Source organism: Insolitispirillum peregrinum, assembly GCF_900156605.1.
In the GTDB taxonomy this organism is placed as follows: Bacteria; Pseudomonadota; Alphaproteobacteria; order Rhodospirillales; family Rhodospirillaceae; genus Insolitispirillum; species Insolitispirillum peregrinum.
This window is the reverse complement of sequence record NZ_FTOA01000002.1, coordinates 347,709-365,133: the sequence shown is the minus strand read 5'-3', so window position 1 is coordinate 365,133 and position 17,425 is coordinate 347,709. Positions and strand designations below refer to the sequence as shown.

The following is a 17,425-nucleotide window of genomic DNA, read 5'->3' as shown; positions in this document are numbered from 1 at the left end:
TATAGTGAATTGATATCCATTGGCTTTATTAGACCGGCATCGGCATCGGCGGGCGCGTCTGGAACATGGCCTCCATCGCCTCCCCCGGCAAGGGCCGCGACATCAGGAAGCCCTGAATCTGGTCACACCCCACACCATGCAGGAAATTCAGCTGATCCTGCGTTTCCACCCCTTCGGCCACCACCTTCAGGTCCAGCGCATTGGCCATCGCGATCATCGCACAGACAATAGCGGCATCGCCCGGATCGGTGGTCACTTCGTTCACAAACGAGCGGTCAATCTTCAGCTTGCCGATCGGAAACCGCTTGAGCACTGACAAAGAAGAATAGCCGGTGCCAAAATCATCAATCGCACAGGAAATGCCCCGTTCGGTCAGCAAGCGAACCACATTGATGGCGTTCTCCGGGTCGCTCATCGCCGAGCTTTCGGTCAATTCCAGCTCAAGATACTGCGGCGGCATATCAAAATCCCGCAACACCGTATCGACCATGGTCAGCAGTTGCCGGGAATTGTGGAACTGGCGGCCCGAGATGTTCACCGCCACCGGCACATGCGCCAACCCCAGATCCTGCCAGCGCTTGTTCCAACGGCAGGCATCCCGCAACACCTGTTCGCACATGGTGTCGATCAGGCCGAATTCTTCCGCCACGTCGATAAAGGCACCGGGGGGAATCAGGCCGTGTTCCGGGCTGATCCAGCGGACCAGCGCCTCCATCCCCACAATCCTGCCCGAGCGGGTTTCAATCTGCGGCTGGAAGTACGAAACAAATTCCTCATTTTCCAGCGCCCGCCGCAACCGATGCTGCATGGTCAGCGTCTGCTGGGCCTTTGCCCCCATCTCTTCGGTAAAGATCAGGAACGACGACGGGCCATTGCCTTTCTTTGCCTGCTGCATCGCCGTCTCGGAATGCATGATCAAGGCCTCGGCACTTTCGCCATCGCGCGGGAAAACCGCCGCCCCAACGGAGACCGTCAGGTCAAACTCCTCGTCTTCAACGGTCAACGGCTCAAGAAAACGCGCCTGAATCGTCCGAATGGCCTGCTCGATATCACTGGCCGAGGTCATCCCGGTCAGCATCAACAGGAACCGGTCGCCACTGGCCCGACACAACAGGTCGCCCACCTCAATGGTTTCCTGAATCCGGTGCGCCACCGCCAGCAGGACCTTATCCCCCATCGAATGGCCGAGCGTCGCATTGACGATCGAAAAGCGGTCAACCCCCAGCGACAGCACCACCACCCATGCGTCAATCTGGGTAGCAAAGCTGCGCGCCCGACCAAAGCGTTCCATGAACAGCGAGCGGTTGCCCAGCCCGGTCAGCGGATCGTAGTAGGCAAGGAAGGTCAGCTCTTCTTCGGCCCGTTTGCGGTCGGTCACATCCAGCGCCACGCCGTCCCAGATCAGGCTGCCATTGGCCCCCTTGCGGGGCCGCGACCACGACCGCAACCAGCGTTCTTCATTGCGGCGATTGACCAGCTTGATGTCAGCCTCCATCGGCTCCATCGTTTCGGCGGATCGCCGCATGGCATCAATGAAACCACTCCGGTCCGACAGGTCCATCAGGTCGGTAAACAACTCGCCATCACTGCGGATTTCTTCGGGCAGAACGCCCAGAATCTCGCGGCACCCTTCCGAGATGTAGCTGAACGAGATGTGCCCCTCGGCGGAAACCTCACGCTGAAAGACAATCCCCTGAATGTTGTCGGCGATATTCAGCAAACGCTGTTCGCTCTCGTGCAGGCGGGCCTCGGTTTCCTTGCGGGCGGTAATGTCGCGCACGATGGCAATGAACAGTCGCTTGCCCTCGGTCAGCACTTCGCTCAGCGACAGCTCCATCGGAAAGACATGGCCGTCCTTGCGTTGCCCCTGCAACTCGACCGGTCCATGCCCCAGCATGGCGCTTTCTCCGGTCTTCAGGTAATCATGAACAATTCCGCCTTCACCGGTATTGGCGAGGGCCGAGCCATCGGGGGTCAGGAACACCACGTCCTTACCCAGCAACTCATCGGCGGACCAGCCAAACACACGCTCAACGGCGGCATTGACCGACTCGATCCGGCCTTCGGCATCCATGGTGATGATGCCGTCCGCTGCATGATCCATGATCATCTGCAGACGATGTTCCGCCCGCATCCGGTCGCTGACATCAATCAGTACCGCGTCCCAAATGACATCGCCATTGGGCAGACGTTCAGGCTTCAGGGTGGCCGACAGCCAACGGACATCACCACTGCGGCTGATGGCTCGCCATTCTTCGGTATAGCCGGTCAGGGTACGGGCCGACTCGTGCAGGCGGGCCAGATAATCGCTGCGGTCCGCCCAGTGAATGCAATCCAGACAGCCGTCCTGGGTGATCCGCATCTCCTCTGGGGCATACCCCAGAATGTCGAGCGTTCCCGAAGAAAAGAACGGGTAGTAAATCACCCCGTCAGTCTGCAAGACCCGCTGCAGGATGATCCCCGGCAGATTCTGCGCCACCGATCCCAGACGCTCTTCGGCTTCGGTCCAGCCATCGGCCAGACTGCTGAGCAGATCTGCCGCACGCAGACTGACCACAAACAAGCGCTCGCCTTGATGGTTCAGTACAGCAATCGTACTGTCGAGGGTCACATGCCCGCCGTTGCCGCGTCGATAGGGGAGAAAGCGCCGCCCGCCGGTGTATAGATCAGGATTCCCCCCAACCAGCATGCACAACCCGGCTCCCGGCGGAGGTTGGAGTGTTTCGAGTCCCCGGCCAGCCAGATCCTCGGCCCGCACCTCCAGCAGGTCAGCCGCCGCCGCATTCAGCAGGAGAATCTGTCCCGCAGCATCACAGACAAACTGCGCGGCAGGAGACAGGGCGAACAGGGCCAACAGGCGATCACGCGACAAACGTTCAGAGGGCGAGGGCACACCAACAGACAACACCGGGGACGCAGGATCCTCGTCGGTCATCCGTCCACCCATGATCATCACCCACACTTGCTATTGGTTTGCGGTGCCGGACCACTGGCGTATGCCACCATGCGGCCCTGATTTCAGCCATTCTGTAACAGAATTCTGACGTTAGAGCATTGTGCGAAAAACGGGAACCGGTTTTCGCAAAAACAATGCGACACTACAAAATGTTATCGCCTGCCCTCAGGACAGGCAACAATCAAACGCAGATGCCGCAACAGTACACACGAAAACGCCAGCACCATCAGAGCAGTGCCAGCCAAAGACGTGTCTTTTTTTTCAGGAAGGGTGGTGCCGCAGAAGGGATTCGAACCCCCGACCCACGCATTACGAATGCGTTGCTCTACCGAACTGAGCTACTGCGGCACACTGACATGATCAGATACGACAGACCATGAACATCATCCCCTGCCGAAACAGGGAAGGCGGGCGGAAGATACGCAAGGCCAGCATCTTTGGCAAGAGCCTTTTTCAGCAAACACCCTGCTGCGCCACAAAAAGAAAGGGCCACCCGAGGGCGGCCCTTTCCCAGCAGTCCTGCCAAACTTTCCGTAAGGAAAGATTAGAAGGTCAGCGACAGACCGGTGGCAACCACCCAGCCGCTGTTTTCGTTGCTGTTCTTCTGAGCGGTGGTCGCACCAGCGGCCGTACCGTTTTCGAAGTCGACGTGAGCAACACCGGCGACCAGAGCAACGCCCGGGCCCATGGTGTATTCGCCAGCCAGTTCCCAAATCTTCATGGTGTCGTCAGAGACGTTCTTGGCAGCGTTTTCCATCGACGAGTCGAAGTAGGCCAGGCTCACGCCATAGGGGCCGGTCTTGTACTGCAGACCCACGTCCCAAGCGCGACCATTCATCTCGTCACGAGCGCCCAGACCGGCAAGCGTCAGACCGTTGCTGGCCTTGAGGTCCTGGCTAACGTCACGGTAGCCACCGCCGAAGGTGAAGCCAGCGTAGCCGACCTGACCACCCAACTGCCATTCTTCACGGCCGGCACCGTACACGCCACCAACAAGATTGGCATTTCCAGTGGTGTTCGGGCCAGCATCAGCCCACAGATAGCCACCCTGGGCAGCAATGGTCACGCCACTGACGGTACCGTTCCACATCAGGCCAGCGCCATAGGCTTCGTTCGAGCCATTGGCACCGCGCAGGCTGCTCGGCTGGTTCGGGTTGTCGTCACCGCCGAGAGCATCCGGCATATAGGTGGCGCCAAAGGTGAAGCCAGCGATCGCCGGGGAGATGTAGCTGATGGTTTCCGCATCGCCCCCGGTGTTGATGTAGGCGGAGTTCAGGGCGTTGTCGAAGCCAGCCGGACGCAGGACGTAGGCGCCATCCTGCAGGTCGCCTTCTTCCAGACCGCCGTTGAAGATACGGCCGCCGACGTTCGGGGCAGTCTTGGCAATGGCAGCCAGGGCGGTGTCGTCAGCACCGGCAACGATGCTACCGAAAGCACCCGACACGGTGATGTTGTATTCGTCAGCGCTGTCGATGGTGGTGTTGGCGTTCACCGAACGGCCACCGGCTTCGATTTCGTACTTCACGGACACGGTCAGGCCGTTGTCCAGAGTGGTCGAACCCTTGAAGTGGATTTCGTTGTCGCCCTTGACGTCAACGCCGGTCACTTCGCGACCGGTGGCCTTGGTGTAGTCGTCGTCCTGGGAGGCATAGCCAACCATGACGGCGCCATAACCACCAACAGACAACTTGATCGGGTCAGCGGCCTGAGCGGCGCCGGCGATCGAGGCAGCGGCCACGAGGGCCGAGGTGCCGATGAGAAGCTTCTTCATTCTCTCGAAATCCCTAATTTCACGTTAGACTGGAACGAGCCGTTCAGTACCGCCCGGGGCAAACAGAGCGTCCACAGAGCGTCACCACTGAAAGCCCGTCACATACGGTAGGCCCATAAGGCCATTTTCAAAGGCAAGGGTCAAGGCACCAGCGCCCTCCTTTGTGTCTATTCCCGCACAGTGTGGATTTTGTGCAACAACACCCTTCAGCCCCACGTCCAAAGGGCAAACGGGGCCCCACTTGGTTTTTGCTTAACGCTGCCCGGTCCCCCCTGCTATATAAAGAGCCGCATGTGCTCCACACAGCCATGCGGCACATTCTGCGCGACTCGGGGTTTTTGCACCCCGTCAGGCACAACAAAGGGTTCTCTTCCCATGGTGATGAAGACCACCGCCACTTCCCGCCGCCGGATCTGGGGCATGACGATGGCGTCATTGGCAACTGCCTTGCTGCTGGGAGGCTGCGGCCTCGATACGGACAGCCGTCCGATGCAAAAGCAGGGCGACGGCACCTGGTCCCGCGAAGATCCGACGCAACGCGACACGATCTTTGGCAAGGGCGGTCTGGAGCTGTTTGGCGGCAAGAAAAAAGACGAAGCCGCAGGCGGTGGCACCGGTATCGGGGTCAACCTGTACCTGTGGCGGGCGGCGCTCGATACTGTCGGCTTCATGCCGCTCAGTTCCGCCGATCCGTTTGGCGGGGTGATCATCACCGACTGGTATCAGCCCCAGAGCAGCCCCGGCGAGCGCTTCAAGGTCAACCTGTACATCCTCAGCCGCGAGCTGCGCGCCGATGCCCTCAAGGCGTCGGTGTTCCGTCAGGTGCGCGACCCGGCCACCGGTGGCTGGCTGGATGCCCAGGTCGATGCCTCGACCAACACCGAATTTGAAAATGCCGTCCTGACCCGCGCCCGCCAGATCCGCACCGCCGAAGCGTCCAAGGATCAATAAGGCCCGAGTCCCGACCGCCGACCGGACAGGCGCCCACCGGGCGCCGTCCCTGTTTCATTGCCGACCGCCGCACCCTGTTCCCGACGCCTGTGCGGCCGCTGTGTCCGATATTGTAGTCTTGTGGCGAAACCCCGGCGTCCCTGTTTCGCCCGATGTTCCAGGAGTAGCACGACGATGGCCCGCGAGGACCGCTATAACGTAAAGGAAACCGAACGCAAGTGGCAGGCGGCGTGGGAGTCGCGCCAGTGTTTCCAGGCCAGCGAAGATACCTCCCGGCCCAAGTACTATGTCCTTGAGATGTTCCCCTATCCGTCGGGCCGCATCCACATGGGCCACGTGCGGAACTATACGCTGGGCGACGTTGTTGCCCGCTTCAAACGCGCTCAGGGCTTCAACGTGCTGCATCCGATGGGCTGGGATGCCTTTGGCCTGCCGGCCGAAAACGCCGCCATCGAACGCGGGGCCCATCCCGGCCAGTGGACCTATTCCAACATCGACACCATGCGCGAACAGTTCAAGCCGATGGGCCTGTCCATCGACTGGAGTCGCGAAGTCGCCACCTGCCGCCCGGAATACTACCGCCACGAACAGAAAATGTTCCTGGACTTCCTGAAGCAGGGTCTGGCCTACCGCAAGGAAAGCTGGGTCAACTGGGACCCGGTGGACAACACCGTGCTGGCCAACGAACAGGTGATTGACGGGCGCGGCTGGCGCACAGGCGCGCTGGTCGAACGGCGCAAGCTGAGCCAGTGGTTCCTGAAAATTACCCACTACGCCGACGACCTGCTCGACGCCCTGACCGGCCTCGACCGCTGGCCGGAAAAGGTCCGCACCATGCAGACCAACTGGATCGGCAAGTCCGAAGGCGCCCGTGTGCAGTGGGCCATTGCCGGTCGGGATGGCGAGTCGATCGAGGTGTTCACCACCCGCCCCGACACCCTGTTCGGGGCCAGTTTTGTCGCCATTTCGGCCCACCACCCGCTGACCACCGAGCTGGCGGCCACCAACACCGCGCTGGCTGACTTCGTTGCCGAATGCGACCGCATGGGCACCTCGGAAGAAGCGATCGAGACGGCGGAAAAGAAGGGCTATGACACCGGCCTGCGCGTCATCCACCCGCTGGACCCGACCTGGACCGTGCCGGTGTATGTCGCCAACTTCGTGCTGATGGACTACGGTACCGGGGCGGTGTTCGGCTGCCCGGCCCACGACCAGCGCGACATGGACTTTGCCCGCAAGTATGGCCTGCCGGTCAAGGCCGTCGTCGCCCCCAAGGGTGCCGACGCCGACGCCTTTGCCCGCGACCTCGAATCAGCCACCGAAGCCTTCACCGATGACGGTGTAGCGATCAACTCCGGCGACTTCAACGGCCTGTCGGTCACCGACGCCAAGCGCGCCGCGATTGCCAAAGTCGAGTCGCTGGGCAAGGGCCAAGGCACCATCCAGTTCCGCCTGCGCGACTGGGGCGTGTCCCGCCAGCGTTATTGGGGCTGCCCGATTCCGGTGATTCACTGCGACGAGTGCGGCGTGGTGCCGGTCCCGGAAGACCAGTTGCCGGTCACCCTGCCCGAAGACGTCACCTTTGACGCCCCCGGCAACCCGCTGGCCCGCCACCCCAGTTGGCAGTTCGTCAAGTGCCCGTGCTGTGGCAAGGATGCCCGGCGCGAGACCGACACCTTTGACACCTTCTTTGAAAGCTCGTGGTACTTCAGCCGCTTCTGCGACCCGCGCAATGCCGACAGCGCCTATGACCGCAACAAGGTCGATTACTGGATGCCGGTTGACCAGTACATCGGCGGGGTCGAACATGCCGTCCTACACTTGCTGTACTCGCGCTTCTTCACCCGCGCCCTGCGCGATTGCGGCTACCTCAGCGCCTCGGAACCATTCGCCGGTCTGTTCACTCAGGGCATGATCTGCCACGAGACCTACAAGTCCGCCGAAGGCAAGTGGCTGGACCCGTCCGAAATCGACCGCCGCGATGATGGCTCGCTGGTCAAAATCGACGATGGCTCGACAGTCACCGTCGGCCGGTCGGAAAAAATGTCGAAGTCGAAGAAGAACGTGGTCGATCCCAACCACATCATCGACACCTACGGCGCCGATGCCGCCCGCCTGTTCATGCTGTCCGACTGTCCGCCCGACCGTGATATGGACTGGTCCGACGCCGGGATCGAAGGCGCATGGCGCTATCTGCACCGCCTGTGGCGCATGGCCGGGGATGTGGCCAGCGACGCCAACCCGGCAGACGTCCCGACCGATGGTGCGTCGGATGCAGGCAAGCTGGTTCGCCTGTGCCACAAAACCATTGCCGACGTCAGCGAAGACCTGGAACGCCTGCGCTTCAACAACGCCGTCGCCCGCATCCGCGAACTGACCAATGCGGTGCAGGCGCTGAAGCAAACCGACGCTGCCAGCCAGAACGCTTATCGTTTCGGTCTGGAAATGGTGATCCGCCTGCTGGCGCCGATGACCCCGCACCTGTCCGAAGAACTGTGGGCCGAGCTGCGCGGCGCTGATGCCCTGCTGGCAGAAACTGCCTGGCCGACCTTTGACCCGGCCCTGCTGGTGCAGGACACTGTCACGCTGGCAGTGCAGGTCAACGGCAAGCTGCGCGGGACGCTGGACATGCCGAAGTCTGCTCCGCAGGCCGAGGTGGAACAGGCGGCGCTGGCAATGGACAACGTCCAGACCCAGATCGCCGGGAAAACGATCCGCAAGGTCGTGGTCGTCCCGGGGAAAATCGTCAATGTGGTGGCCAATTAAACCGCGGCAGCCCCACCGGGCTGCCCTGTCCCGCCGCACCGTGCTGGTCGGGCTGACGACAACCGTCGTCGGCCTGCCGCTGGCTGCCTGTGGTTTCAAACCGATGTATGCCGGTGGCAAATCCTCGCCGGTCACCGCTCAGCTGGGGCAGGTCGAGGTCGCCCGCATCAATGATCGCAACGGTCAGGTTCTGCGCAATGCCCTGGAGCAACGACTGGAGCGCAGTCAGAATGCTGGCAAGAAAATCTACCTGCTGACCGTCAGTTTGCAGGAATCGATCGACGAAACCGGCCTGTCAAAAGACAGCTTTGCCACCCGCGCCGACATGATCATCAGCGTAAACTTTGCCCTGACCTATGGTAAGGCACAGTTGCTGGCGGGCATATCCGAAGGCGTGGTCTCCTACAACATCCTTGACCAGCAATACGCCACGGTGATTTCCGAAAAGGATGCCCGGACGCGCGCCATAGAACAGGTGGCCGACGACATCCAGCGGCGCCTGTCGGCCTATTTCTCACAGCACCCGTCGCCTCCTGCCAGCCCTGCCCCGCAATGAAAATCAGTGCTGACCGCGCCGATGCCTTCAGCAACCGCCCGGATGCCAAAGCCCGGGCGGTTCTGGTCTATGGTCCCGACGAAGGTCTGGTGCGCGAGCGGGCCCAACGCCTGATGCGAACGGTCGTCAGCGAGCTGAACGACCCCTTCCGGGTCGCCGACCTCGTCGGCAGTCAGGTCAAAAACGACCCGGCCCTGCTGATCGACGAAGCCGCCGCCCTGTCGATGACCGGTGGCCGACGAGTCGTCCGCCTGCGCGACGCCGATGACGGCCATACCAAAGCCGTGCAGGCTTTCCTCGAGTCGCCCCCCGGGGATGCACTGGTGGTGCTACAGGCCGGCGATCTGGCCGCCAAATCATCACTGCGCAAACTGTGCGAGTCGGCGCTGAACGCCGCCGCCATTGCCTGCTATATGGACGATGGTCAGGCGGTCGAACTGGTCATTCGCGACAGTCTGGGCAAGTTCGGCATCAGCATCGCCCCCGAAGCTCTCGACCTGATGGCCAGCCAGCTGGGCAGCGACCGTCAGGTAACGCGCGCCGAGGTCGAAAAGCTGATCACCTACATGGGGGGCCCGGATGCCAGGGGCCTGACCGTGACGCTGGACGACATTCAGGCCTGCGTCGGCGACCTGTCGGCCCTGTCGATGGATGACATGACGCTGGCGCTGGCCGACGGTGACGACAGCACCGCTCAGGCGATGCTGGACCGCTTCGTCGCCGAAGGACAATCGATGATCCCGCTGCTGCGCAGTGTGACCCGCCATTTTCTGCGCCTGCATCTGGTCAGCGGTGCTCTGGCCCATGGCAAGCCTGCAGAACAGGCGGTCGCCCTGCTGAAGCCGCCGCTGTTTTTCAAGACCAAACCGCGCTTCATGACCCAGGTCCGCCGCTGGCCAACCCAGCGGATTACGCAGGTTCTCGACCTGCTGCTGGATGCCGAGATGGATTGCAAAAGCACCGGCGCCCGCGAGCATGAAATCGTATCACGGGTATTTCTCCAGATTTCTCATGCCTCACGGGTAGCAAAGCCTACGCCTTCGGGACCATAAGCCCTTCCCCGCGATCACGTTTTACGCCGCCCTCTCGAGCATTGTGCGAAAAGTGGGAACCCGTTTTCGCAACAACAATGCGGCAATACAAAAAGTTAGATCAGCGTGCATGCGTCGTATCACAGTAGACGACAGTTTGGCAAGAAAGTGCAGGCTGCCGCCTGAACTGCTCGAGGCATGAGGCCCCGAACCCCCATTTTTTCTTTAAGAATCAAGTCAATGGGGTCTGGGGCCTCAAGGCGCCAGCGAGGTTTGGAGCAGCGCTCCATGAGCCTGTTTCACAACTGTCGTGTACTGTGGCGTCATATTTAGAACGTTTTCACACCGAGCGAAAACGCTCTTCCCTTTTAGTGCCGCATTTTCCGAGCCGCTGACCGTCGACGGTCAACTTGAAAATACTCTAACGCACGTTGATCTATGGCTTTTGGCCATAGGGATTTTGCGCCCTTTCCAGCATGAGGCGTTGTCTGGCATAACAATCTTGCATTTTATGCAAATTCGCAGAAAAACCATTCTAATTGCGAGGGTGTTGATGCAGGCCGCACACATTGGGAACAGTATCCTTGACGAAGGCCACGAGGCCCTCGCCCAGCAGGTCAATGCCCTGTGGGATTACTGGCGCCATACTGGTGATCGCCCCAGCCTGATCGCTGCCCTCAATGCCTTTATCGGCCAGCTCCGCCACCACTTCAGCCTGGAAGAAATCATCATTCGGGGGGCAGGCTTTCCCGCCACCGACCATCACAGCGAACGGCATCATACCCTGCTTGCCACCATCGCCGGGGTTCGCAATCAACTGGCAATTGACAGCACACTCCGGCTGTCCGAGGCGATGCAGGATCTCGAATCCCTGCTCTGTGACCATGAATTGATCGAAGACAGTGCCTATTGGCCCTATCTGCAACGGTTTGCCGACCATGCCGAAGCGATGCGCAACACCCGCAGCGGGCAGATTTTGCAATGGCATGAAACCTACCTGACCGGCAACATCCAGATCGACTCGCACCATCGTTCGCTGATGTACCATGCCGAACGGCTGAACCGGCTGGCAGGCCAACAGGCCCGGCACCAGTTCAGCCATGCCATGCACGAGTTCCGCGCTCTGGCTGCCCACCATTTCCGGGTCGAAGAAAGCGTGCTGGCGGAGCAGGATCAGGATATTGGTCAGACCCATCGGTTGGCCCATGTCGGGCTGATGCGCAGTCTGGATGCCATGATCCAGCGCGTCGAGCAGGGCAAGCTTGCACCACTGAGTTTCGCACGTGATTTTCTCAGCTTCTGGATGCTCAATCACATCACCGAAGGCGACATGAAGGACTTTCGCCGCCTGGCCCCGACGCTGGCAGCTCAAGCCCTGTAGTGCAGGCTGCCGCCTGGAACCGCTTGGGGCCTCAGGCCCCAAACCCCCATTTTCTCTTTCAATATCAAATTAATGGGGTCCGGGGCCTCCCAGTCCCGGCGAGGTTTGGAGCAGCGCTCCATGATCCTGTTTTTCTACTTTCGTGTACTGTGGCGTCCGGTTTAACGCACGCGGCTCCAAGCAATCCCTCCCTCAAACCGGGCCGGTCATCGGGGCAAACCCATCCTGCCCCCGCACCTTGCGCCAGCTTTCCAGCGCCCACGCCACATTCGGATAGGCCAGCTCGTTCCACGGAATTTCGTCCCAGCGGAACAGCGCCGTTTCGATGCTTTCCGGGCCTGCGCCGTGGTGACTGGTCATCATGCGGGCGCGATAGATCAGATGGACCTGACTGATCTCCGGCAAATTGTAAATCGCCAGCAGATGGTCGGTTTCGACCCGGGCGCGGGCTTCTTCCCACACCTCGCGCGCTGCCCCGGCATGGCTGGTCTCGTGCAGTTCCATATAGCCGGACGGCAGCCCCCAATAGCCCAGCTGCGGCTCGATCCCTCGCCGGATCATCAGGAACAGCGGCTCACCATCCGCATCATCCCAGGTACAAACCGCACCGACGATCACCTTGGGGTTTTCGTAATAGACGAAACCGCAATCGTCACAGACCTTGCGCAAACGATCATCGCCTTCCGGCATCCGCAAGGATACCGGACCACGCCCGCCGCATCCGCTCCGGGCGGCGGTATCGGGGGCAACAGCGGGTCCCTTTGGTGGCGTGAACTGCGTCATCAGGCGGCTCTCGTCGTCGCTCGAACGGTTTCAGGTTACTCCCAGTGTGGCGACCGCCGCCGCCAAGAGCAACAAAAACCCCGCCGGATGATCCGGCGGGGTTCCGATACACGTCCTGTTGGTGACGCTGAACGGATCAGCGACGGTCGCCAAAGAAGCGCAGCAGCATCAGGAACAGGTTGATGAAGTCCATGTACAGGGTCAGCGCACCCATCACCGCCTTTTTCGAGGCCATCTCCGCGCTGTCGGCTTCGTAGTACATTTCCTTGATCTTCTGGGTGTCATAGGCGGTCAGACCAGCGAAAATCAGCACACCGGCAGCAGAGATCACCCAGTGCATCATCGTGCTCTGCATGAAGATATTGACCACGCTGGCAATCAGCAGGCCGATCAGGCCCATGATCAGGAACGAGCCAAACCCGGTCAGATCACGCTTGGTGGTATAGCCGTACAGCGACAGACCGGCAAACGCACCCGCCGAGATGAAGAACACACGCGCAATCGAATCAGCGGTGTAGGTGTAGAAGATCGGCGCCAGACCGATACCGGCCAGGGTGGCATAGGCCCAGAACAGGCCCTGCGCGGTCGAGGCGCGCATGTGGTTGATGCGGAAGCTGAGGAAGAACACCATCCCGATGCTCAGCAGGATCGCGCCCCACGACAGCATCGACGGAGCATAGCCACCCTTGGGGGTCATAACGAAGAACAGACCACTGAGCGAGGTGTTCACAACCAGCCAGGAAATGATCCCGGTCAGGGCAACAGCCGATGCCATGTAGTTGTAAACGCGCAACATGTAGCTGCGCAGGCCCTGATCGACTTCATAGGCTGCCTCTGCCGAACGGGCCTGCATATAATCGCGGTCCTGAAAGGCCATCGTGATGTGTCCTCTGTGTTAAAGCATCGCTGACAAGGTCATCTCACCCCGGCGACGCACCATTCCGCCCCGCCGTGCCAGCCCGATGGCAGGCCACAGCGGAACCCTCATGCCCTCCAAGGTAGGGGCAGCTCTGACCCTGCGCAATGGAAACCCGACAGGGCGAGGGTAAATTTTGCACTTTTTTCATTTTTCACTTTGATTCACAGGATAAAAAGCAATTTAACTTTTTGTCATTCTTGTCGCAGCAACGGTGCCGCCTTGGCTGCCAGCGCCCGCCCGGTGGCCCACAGCCCGGCCAGTGCCACCAGCAGCACACAGACGGCCACCACCCCACCGGCGACTCCGGGCATCGCCAGCCAGTCCATCCGCATCACAAAGCGCAACACCGCCCACGCCGCCGTGCCACCGACCAGCACCGCCAACGCCCCGGTGGCCAGCCCGATCAGGGCATATTCCAGCAGATGGGCGCGCAGGATATCCCCCCGTGCGGCCCCCAGCACCTTCAGGATCACCGACTCGTAACTGCGCCGCCGCTGACCGGCGGCCAGCGCCCCGCCCAGCACCAGCGCCCCGGCGCACAGCGTCACCAGCGCGGTGGCCCGCACCGCCAACCCGGCCTGCTCCAGAATACCACTGACCGTCACCAGCGTTTGCCGGATACTCAGCGCCGAAGCATTGGGGGCGACCTCGGCCACCGCCCGTTGCAGGGCATCTTCAGCGGTTGGCGGCACGGCCACCGAGGCAATCCAGGTGGTCGGAGCCCCCTGCAACGCCCCCGGCGACAGGATCACCGCAAAGTTCATCGCCAGACTCGACCACTGGACTTCGCGCAGGCTGGTGATGGTGCCGGTGATCTCGCGCCCCAACACATTGACGGTCAGACTGTCGCCCAGCCCGACGTGCAGCCCCTTGGCCAGACTGGCGGCCAACGATACCTGTGGCGGTCCGGCATAGTCTGCCGCCCACCACTGACCAGCGGAAACCACCGCCCCGGCAGGCAATTCGGCGGCAGAGGTCAGCGCCCGGTCTCCGCGCACCGCCCACTGGACATCCGGCTCCACCGCCTCGACATCGACCGTTTGCCCCTTCAGGGCTGAAATACGGCCACGGACAATCCCGGCGTCATTAAGAATTTCGGCCTGCGGCGTCGCCCGCACCGCCTGTCGGAACCCGTCCAGTTGGTCCGGCTGCAGATCGATGAAGTAAAAGGCCGGTCCTTGTTTCGGTAACGTTTCGTTGATCTGGTGGCTGATGTTGGCCTCGATCAGCGCCACCGTCACCAGCACCGTCAACCCCAGCCCCAGCGACACCACCAGCGACGGGGTTTGTGTTCCACTGCGATGGAGGTTGGACAGCGCCAGTCGCACACCGGGCCGTCCCTGCACCACCGCAGGCAAGGCCATCAACCGGCGGGCCACCGCCATCAGGCCACTGGCCGCCAGCCGGAACAGCACCAAAGCCAGCACCGCCCCGACCACAAAGCCGATCGCCACAATCTTGCGGTCGGTGGTCAGCAGGGTCAGCCCCACCAACCCCAGACTGCCTGCGGCCAGCACCAGCCAGCCTGCCAGCCCGATCACCCGTCCAGCATCACTTTCACCTTCAGCGGTACGGAACAGGGCAGCGGCGGGAGTGGCCCGGCTGCGCAGCAACGGCCACAGCCCGAACACCAGCGCCGTCAACAGGCCAAAGCCAGCCGCCAGCGCCAGCGGAGCCGGATAGAGGCCGATCTCCAGCGGCATCGGCATCAATGGCTCCAGCAGCGGCCCGGCCACCCACGGCACGCCACCGCCCAGCACCACCCCGATCAACACCCCGGCCAGCGCCAGCAGGGCGATTTGCAGCAGATAAATCCACAACACCTGCGCCGACGACGCCCCCAGCGTTTTCAGGGTGGCAATGGTGGCGATGCGGCCTTGCAGATAGGCATGGATGGCGTTGGCCACCCCCAAGCCCCCCACCAGCAGGGCGGTCAAACCGACCAGCGTCAGGTACAGGGTGACGGTATCCATGAAGCGGGTGATGCCGGGCGAGGCATCATCGAGTTGGCGGATTTCCCATGCCGCATGCGGAAAGGCATCGTTCAGGCTGCGCACCAGTGCCGCAGGCGTACCGCTGGTCACCCGCACCGTCACCACCTCGCGCACCAGCGACCCCAGTTGCAGCAGGCCGGTATCGGCGAGCGCTGGCAGGGTGATCATCACCCGTGGACCCAACGCCAGCCGCGCCCCGCCCCGGCCCGGTTCGCTGGTCAGCAAGGCGGACAGGCGGAACGTTGCGTCCCCGATGTGAAAGCTGTCCCCCACCGCCAGCCCCAGACGACTGGCCAGCGCCGGTTCGATCACCGCCCCCCAACTGCTGCCGTCCGCCTGCCGCGCCAGCGCCGTTGCCAGCGGCTGACCCGTTGACAGGGTAACGGTGCCGAACAGCGGATAGCCCTGATCAACCGCCTTGACCTCGGCCAGCGCCTGCGCCCAGTCCGCAGACCCGACCGTCCCGCGCCGGGCCATCACCCGCAATTCCTGCGCTTCACTGATCTCGCCGTGCTGTTGCAGCATCGCCCGCTGGTCGGCATCAAGGGTGCGATAGGTCTGGCTGATCTCCAGATCGCCGCCCAGCAGAATCTGGGCATTGTTGGCAATACCGCCTTCCACCGCCATGCGGGTTGACCCCGCCGCCGCGATGGCAAACACCCCCAGCGCCAGACAGGCCATCAAGATCCGGAAAGACCGCACACCCCCGCGCAAATCACGCAGGGCCAACCGCACCACCACCGCCATCACCGTCTCCCGTCAGCCACGCCGGTGGCAGAGATAGCCACCGAACAGAAATCCGCCAAAGAATCGCTCGGCGGGGGTGAAACCGGCCTCGTCCAGCAGGCTGGCAAGACGTGTTTCGGAAACAAAATGAATGTCGCGGTCAACGTGAGCGACACCCTTGGCAATCTCTGCGTCGGGAATTCCCATCGTCCGCTGCCACGCGACCCACGCCGCCCGCAGATGGGCAAAGCGGGGAGTCTGCGGGTCTTCGTACATGTCGGCAAAAATGAACGGCGCCCCCGGTGGCAGACGATCGGCCACCGAGCGCAACAGCGCCAGTTTGCTGCCGTCATCGGGCAGAAAGTGCAGGACCAGCAGGCAGGTCGCGGCGACAAACGGCCCGGCGTCGGTCGGCACCGCATCCAGCGTGCAGGGAAAGAACTGCACCCGCTCAGCAACGCCCAACGCCTGCGCCCGCTCTTCGGCCACCGCCAGCATTCCGGCGGACGGATCGCAGGCGGCAAAGGACCAACCGACCTGCGCCGGAGCCAGCGCCGCCAGCTCGGCCCCGGTGCCGGTGCCGACCAGCAGAATCCGCCCCTGCCCCGCCGTCGCCTGCGCCAGCAGCGCGGCGGTCATGCTGTGCAGGGCCTCATACCCGGGGATCACCCGCCGGATGGTGTCGTCATAGCGTTTGGCACGGCTGGCATGGAAGGTTTGCGCGCCGTCGGCACCAGAAGTTTCAGCGGTCATCACCGGCATCCTTGCAAAACTGTCGATCTCAATGGGCTGTCAGCGCCCCGTCTTCCAGCCGCACCGCCCGGTCACACCGCCCGGCCAGAACCGGATCATGGGTGATCAGCAACAGCGTGCATCCCGTGGCTTCACGGCGGGAAAACAACAGATCCATAATATGCTCACCGGTGGAACGGTCCAGATTGCCGGTTGGCTCGTCGGCCAGCAGCACCGCCGGGTCGACGGCAAAGGCCCGCGCCAGCGCCACCCGCTGTTGCTCGCCCCCGGACAACTGGCTGGGCCGGTGCCCCAGCCGGTGGCCCAGCCCGACCGCGATCAATTCCCGCTCGGCCCGCTCAAAGGCATCGCGCCGACCGGCAAGTTCCAGCGGGATCGCCACATTTTCCAACGCACTCATTGTCGGAATCAGGTGGAAGGATTGAAAAACGATCCCCACATTATCACGACGGAAGCGGGCCAAGGCGTCTTCGGACAGGCCGTTCAGCGTCTGCCCGGCCACCGCCACCCGCCCCGCCGTCGCCTGCTCAAGACCGGCGGCAACCATCATCATCGTTGATTTGCCCGACCCCGAAGGACCGACCACCCCGACCGCTTCCCCCCGCCTTACCTGCAACGACAGGCCGCGCAAGATGGGCACCTGCCCGCCCGGCCCACCAAGGATCACCTGAACGTCTTGCAAATCAATGGCTAAAGCACCAGCATCATCCGGAGTCAAAGAGCGCACCATGCCGGGAACAACCGCTTCGTCAGGGGGGAGTAAAGACATGAGCCTCTCACAGGATTATCAGACTGCCGCACTGCATCACCAGCACGGACCGTGCTCGGGATATGGCAG

General features: G+C 62.2%; 12 protein-coding genes and 1 tRNA gene. 5 read left to right on the top strand and 8 right to left on the bottom strand.

Translation table 11 applies throughout. From position 1 onward, the window contains the following. Positions 1-28 precede the first annotated feature (28 nt). From BW995_RS05645 to BW995_RS05635, 3 genes are all read right to left on the bottom strand, one after another. Complete coding sequence (locus BW995_RS05645) at positions 29-2,935, bottom strand: sensor domain-containing protein (protein ID WP_084194668.1); 2,907 nt, start codon at positions 2,933-2,935, stop codon at positions 29-31. Between the two features lie 292 nt (positions 2,936-3,227). Further along, positions 3,228-3,304: transfer RNA gene (locus tag BW995_RS05640), tRNA-Thr, on the bottom strand. 196 nt (positions 3,305-3,500) lie between these two features. After that, positions 3,501-4,727, bottom strand: coding sequence for a porin (locus BW995_RS05635; RefSeq protein ID WP_076399205.1), 1,227 nt, complete (start codon positions 4,725-4,727; stop codon positions 3,501-3,503). Positions 4,728-5,102: 375 nt separating this feature from the next. On the opposite strand from BW995_RS05635, the gene BW995_RS05630 reads away from it, so the two are divergent. From BW995_RS05630 to BW995_RS05610, 5 genes are all read left to right on the top strand, one after another. Continuing rightward, positions 5,103-5,678 (top strand): DUF3576 domain-containing protein, encoded by a 576-nt coding sequence (locus tag BW995_RS05630; RefSeq protein WP_245821300.1) that lies wholly within the window; start codon positions 5,103-5,105, stop codon positions 5,676-5,678. Between the two features lie 174 nt (positions 5,679-5,852). After that, positions 5,853-8,444, top strand: a complete 2,592-nt coding sequence (leuS, locus tag BW995_RS05625) for a leucine--tRNA ligase (protein WP_076399204.1) — start codon at positions 5,853-5,855, stop codon at positions 8,442-8,444. Next, complete coding sequence (lptE, locus tag BW995_RS05620) at positions 8,428-9,000, top strand: LPS assembly lipoprotein LptE (protein WP_076399203.1); 573 nt, start codon at positions 8,428-8,430, stop codon at positions 8,998-9,000. The genes leuS and lptE overlap by 17 nt, the downstream gene beginning before the upstream one ends. Further along, entirely contained in the window at positions 8,997-10,052 is a 1,056-nt protein-coding gene (holA, locus tag BW995_RS05615) for a DNA polymerase III subunit delta (RefSeq protein WP_076399202.1), read from the top strand. The genes lptE and holA overlap by 4 nt, the downstream gene beginning before the upstream one ends. 532 nt (positions 10,053-10,584) lie before the next feature. Further along, positions 10,585-11,412: a bacteriohemerythrin gene (locus BW995_RS05610; RefSeq protein WP_076399201.1), complete on the top strand. Its 828-nt coding sequence runs from the start codon at positions 10,585-10,587 to the stop codon at positions 11,410-11,412. 192 nt (positions 11,413-11,604) lie between these two features. Here the strand turns inward: BW995_RS05610 and BW995_RS05605 are convergent, their stop codons facing one another. From BW995_RS05605 to BW995_RS05585, 5 genes are all read right to left on the bottom strand, one after another. Continuing rightward, positions 11,605-12,195, bottom strand: coding sequence for an NUDIX hydrolase (locus BW995_RS05605; RefSeq protein WP_076399200.1), 591 nt, complete (start codon positions 12,193-12,195; stop codon positions 11,605-11,607). Between the two features lie 136 nt (positions 12,196-12,331). Next, positions 12,332-13,072, bottom strand: a complete 741-nt coding sequence (locus BW995_RS05600) for a Bax inhibitor-1/YccA family protein (protein ID WP_076399199.1) — start codon at positions 13,070-13,072, stop codon at positions 12,332-12,334. A gap of 233 nt (positions 13,073-13,305) precedes the next feature. Beyond that, positions 13,306-15,855: an ABC transporter permease gene (locus tag BW995_RS05595; RefSeq protein ID WP_076399198.1), complete on the bottom strand. Its 2,550-nt coding sequence runs from the start codon at positions 15,853-15,855 to the stop codon at positions 13,306-13,308. Between the two features lie 12 nt (positions 15,856-15,867). Continuing rightward, positions 15,868-16,587 (bottom strand): class I SAM-dependent methyltransferase, encoded by a 720-nt coding sequence (locus tag BW995_RS05590; protein ID WP_076399197.1) that lies wholly within the window; start codon positions 16,585-16,587, stop codon positions 15,868-15,870. A gap of 28 nt (positions 16,588-16,615) precedes the next feature. Further along, positions 16,616-17,356: an ABC transporter ATP-binding protein gene (locus tag BW995_RS05585; RefSeq protein WP_407656300.1), complete on the bottom strand. Its 741-nt coding sequence runs from the start codon at positions 17,354-17,356 to the stop codon at positions 16,616-16,618. Positions 17,357-17,425: the final 69 nt, after the last annotated feature.

Coding starts and splice junctions, on each gene's coding strand:
- BW995_RS05645 (WP_084194668.1), bottom strand. CDS start 2,935: ATGACCGACGAGGATCCTGCGTCCCCGGTGTTGTCTGTTGGTGTGCCC.
- BW995_RS05635 (WP_076399205.1), bottom strand. CDS start 4,727: ATGAAGAAGCTTCTCATCGGCACCTCGGCCCTCGTGGCCGCTGCCTCG.
- BW995_RS05630 (WP_245821300.1), top strand. CDS start 5,103: ATGGTGATGAAGACCACCGCCACTTCCCGCCGCCGGATCTGGGGCATG.
- leuS (WP_076399204.1), top strand. CDS start 5,853: ATGGCCCGCGAGGACCGCTATAACGTAAAGGAAACCGAACGCAAGTGG.
- lptE (WP_076399203.1), top strand. CDS start 8,428: ATGTGGTGGCCAATTAAACCGCGGCAGCCCCACCGGGCTGCCCTGTCC.
- holA (WP_076399202.1), top strand. CDS start 8,997: ATGAAAATCAGTGCTGACCGCGCCGATGCCTTCAGCAACCGCCCGGAT.
- BW995_RS05610 (WP_076399201.1), top strand. CDS start 10,585: ATGCAGGCCGCACACATTGGGAACAGTATCCTTGACGAAGGCCACGAG.
- BW995_RS05605 (WP_076399200.1), bottom strand. CDS start 12,195: ATGACGCAGTTCACGCCACCAAAGGGACCCGCTGTTGCCCCCGATACC.
- BW995_RS05600 (WP_076399199.1), bottom strand. CDS start 13,072: ATGGCCTTTCAGGACCGCGATTATATGCAGGCCCGTTCGGCAGAGGCA.
- BW995_RS05595 (WP_076399198.1), bottom strand. CDS start 15,855: ATGGCGGTGGTGGTGCGGTTGGCCCTGCGTGATTTGCGCGGGGGTGTG.
- BW995_RS05590 (WP_076399197.1), bottom strand. CDS start 16,587: ATGACCGCTGAAACTTCTGGTGCCGACGGCGCGCAAACCTTCCATGCC.
- BW995_RS05585 (WP_407656300.1), bottom strand. CDS start 17,356: ATGTCTTTACTCCCCCCTGACGAAGCGGTTGTTCCCGGCATGGTGCGC.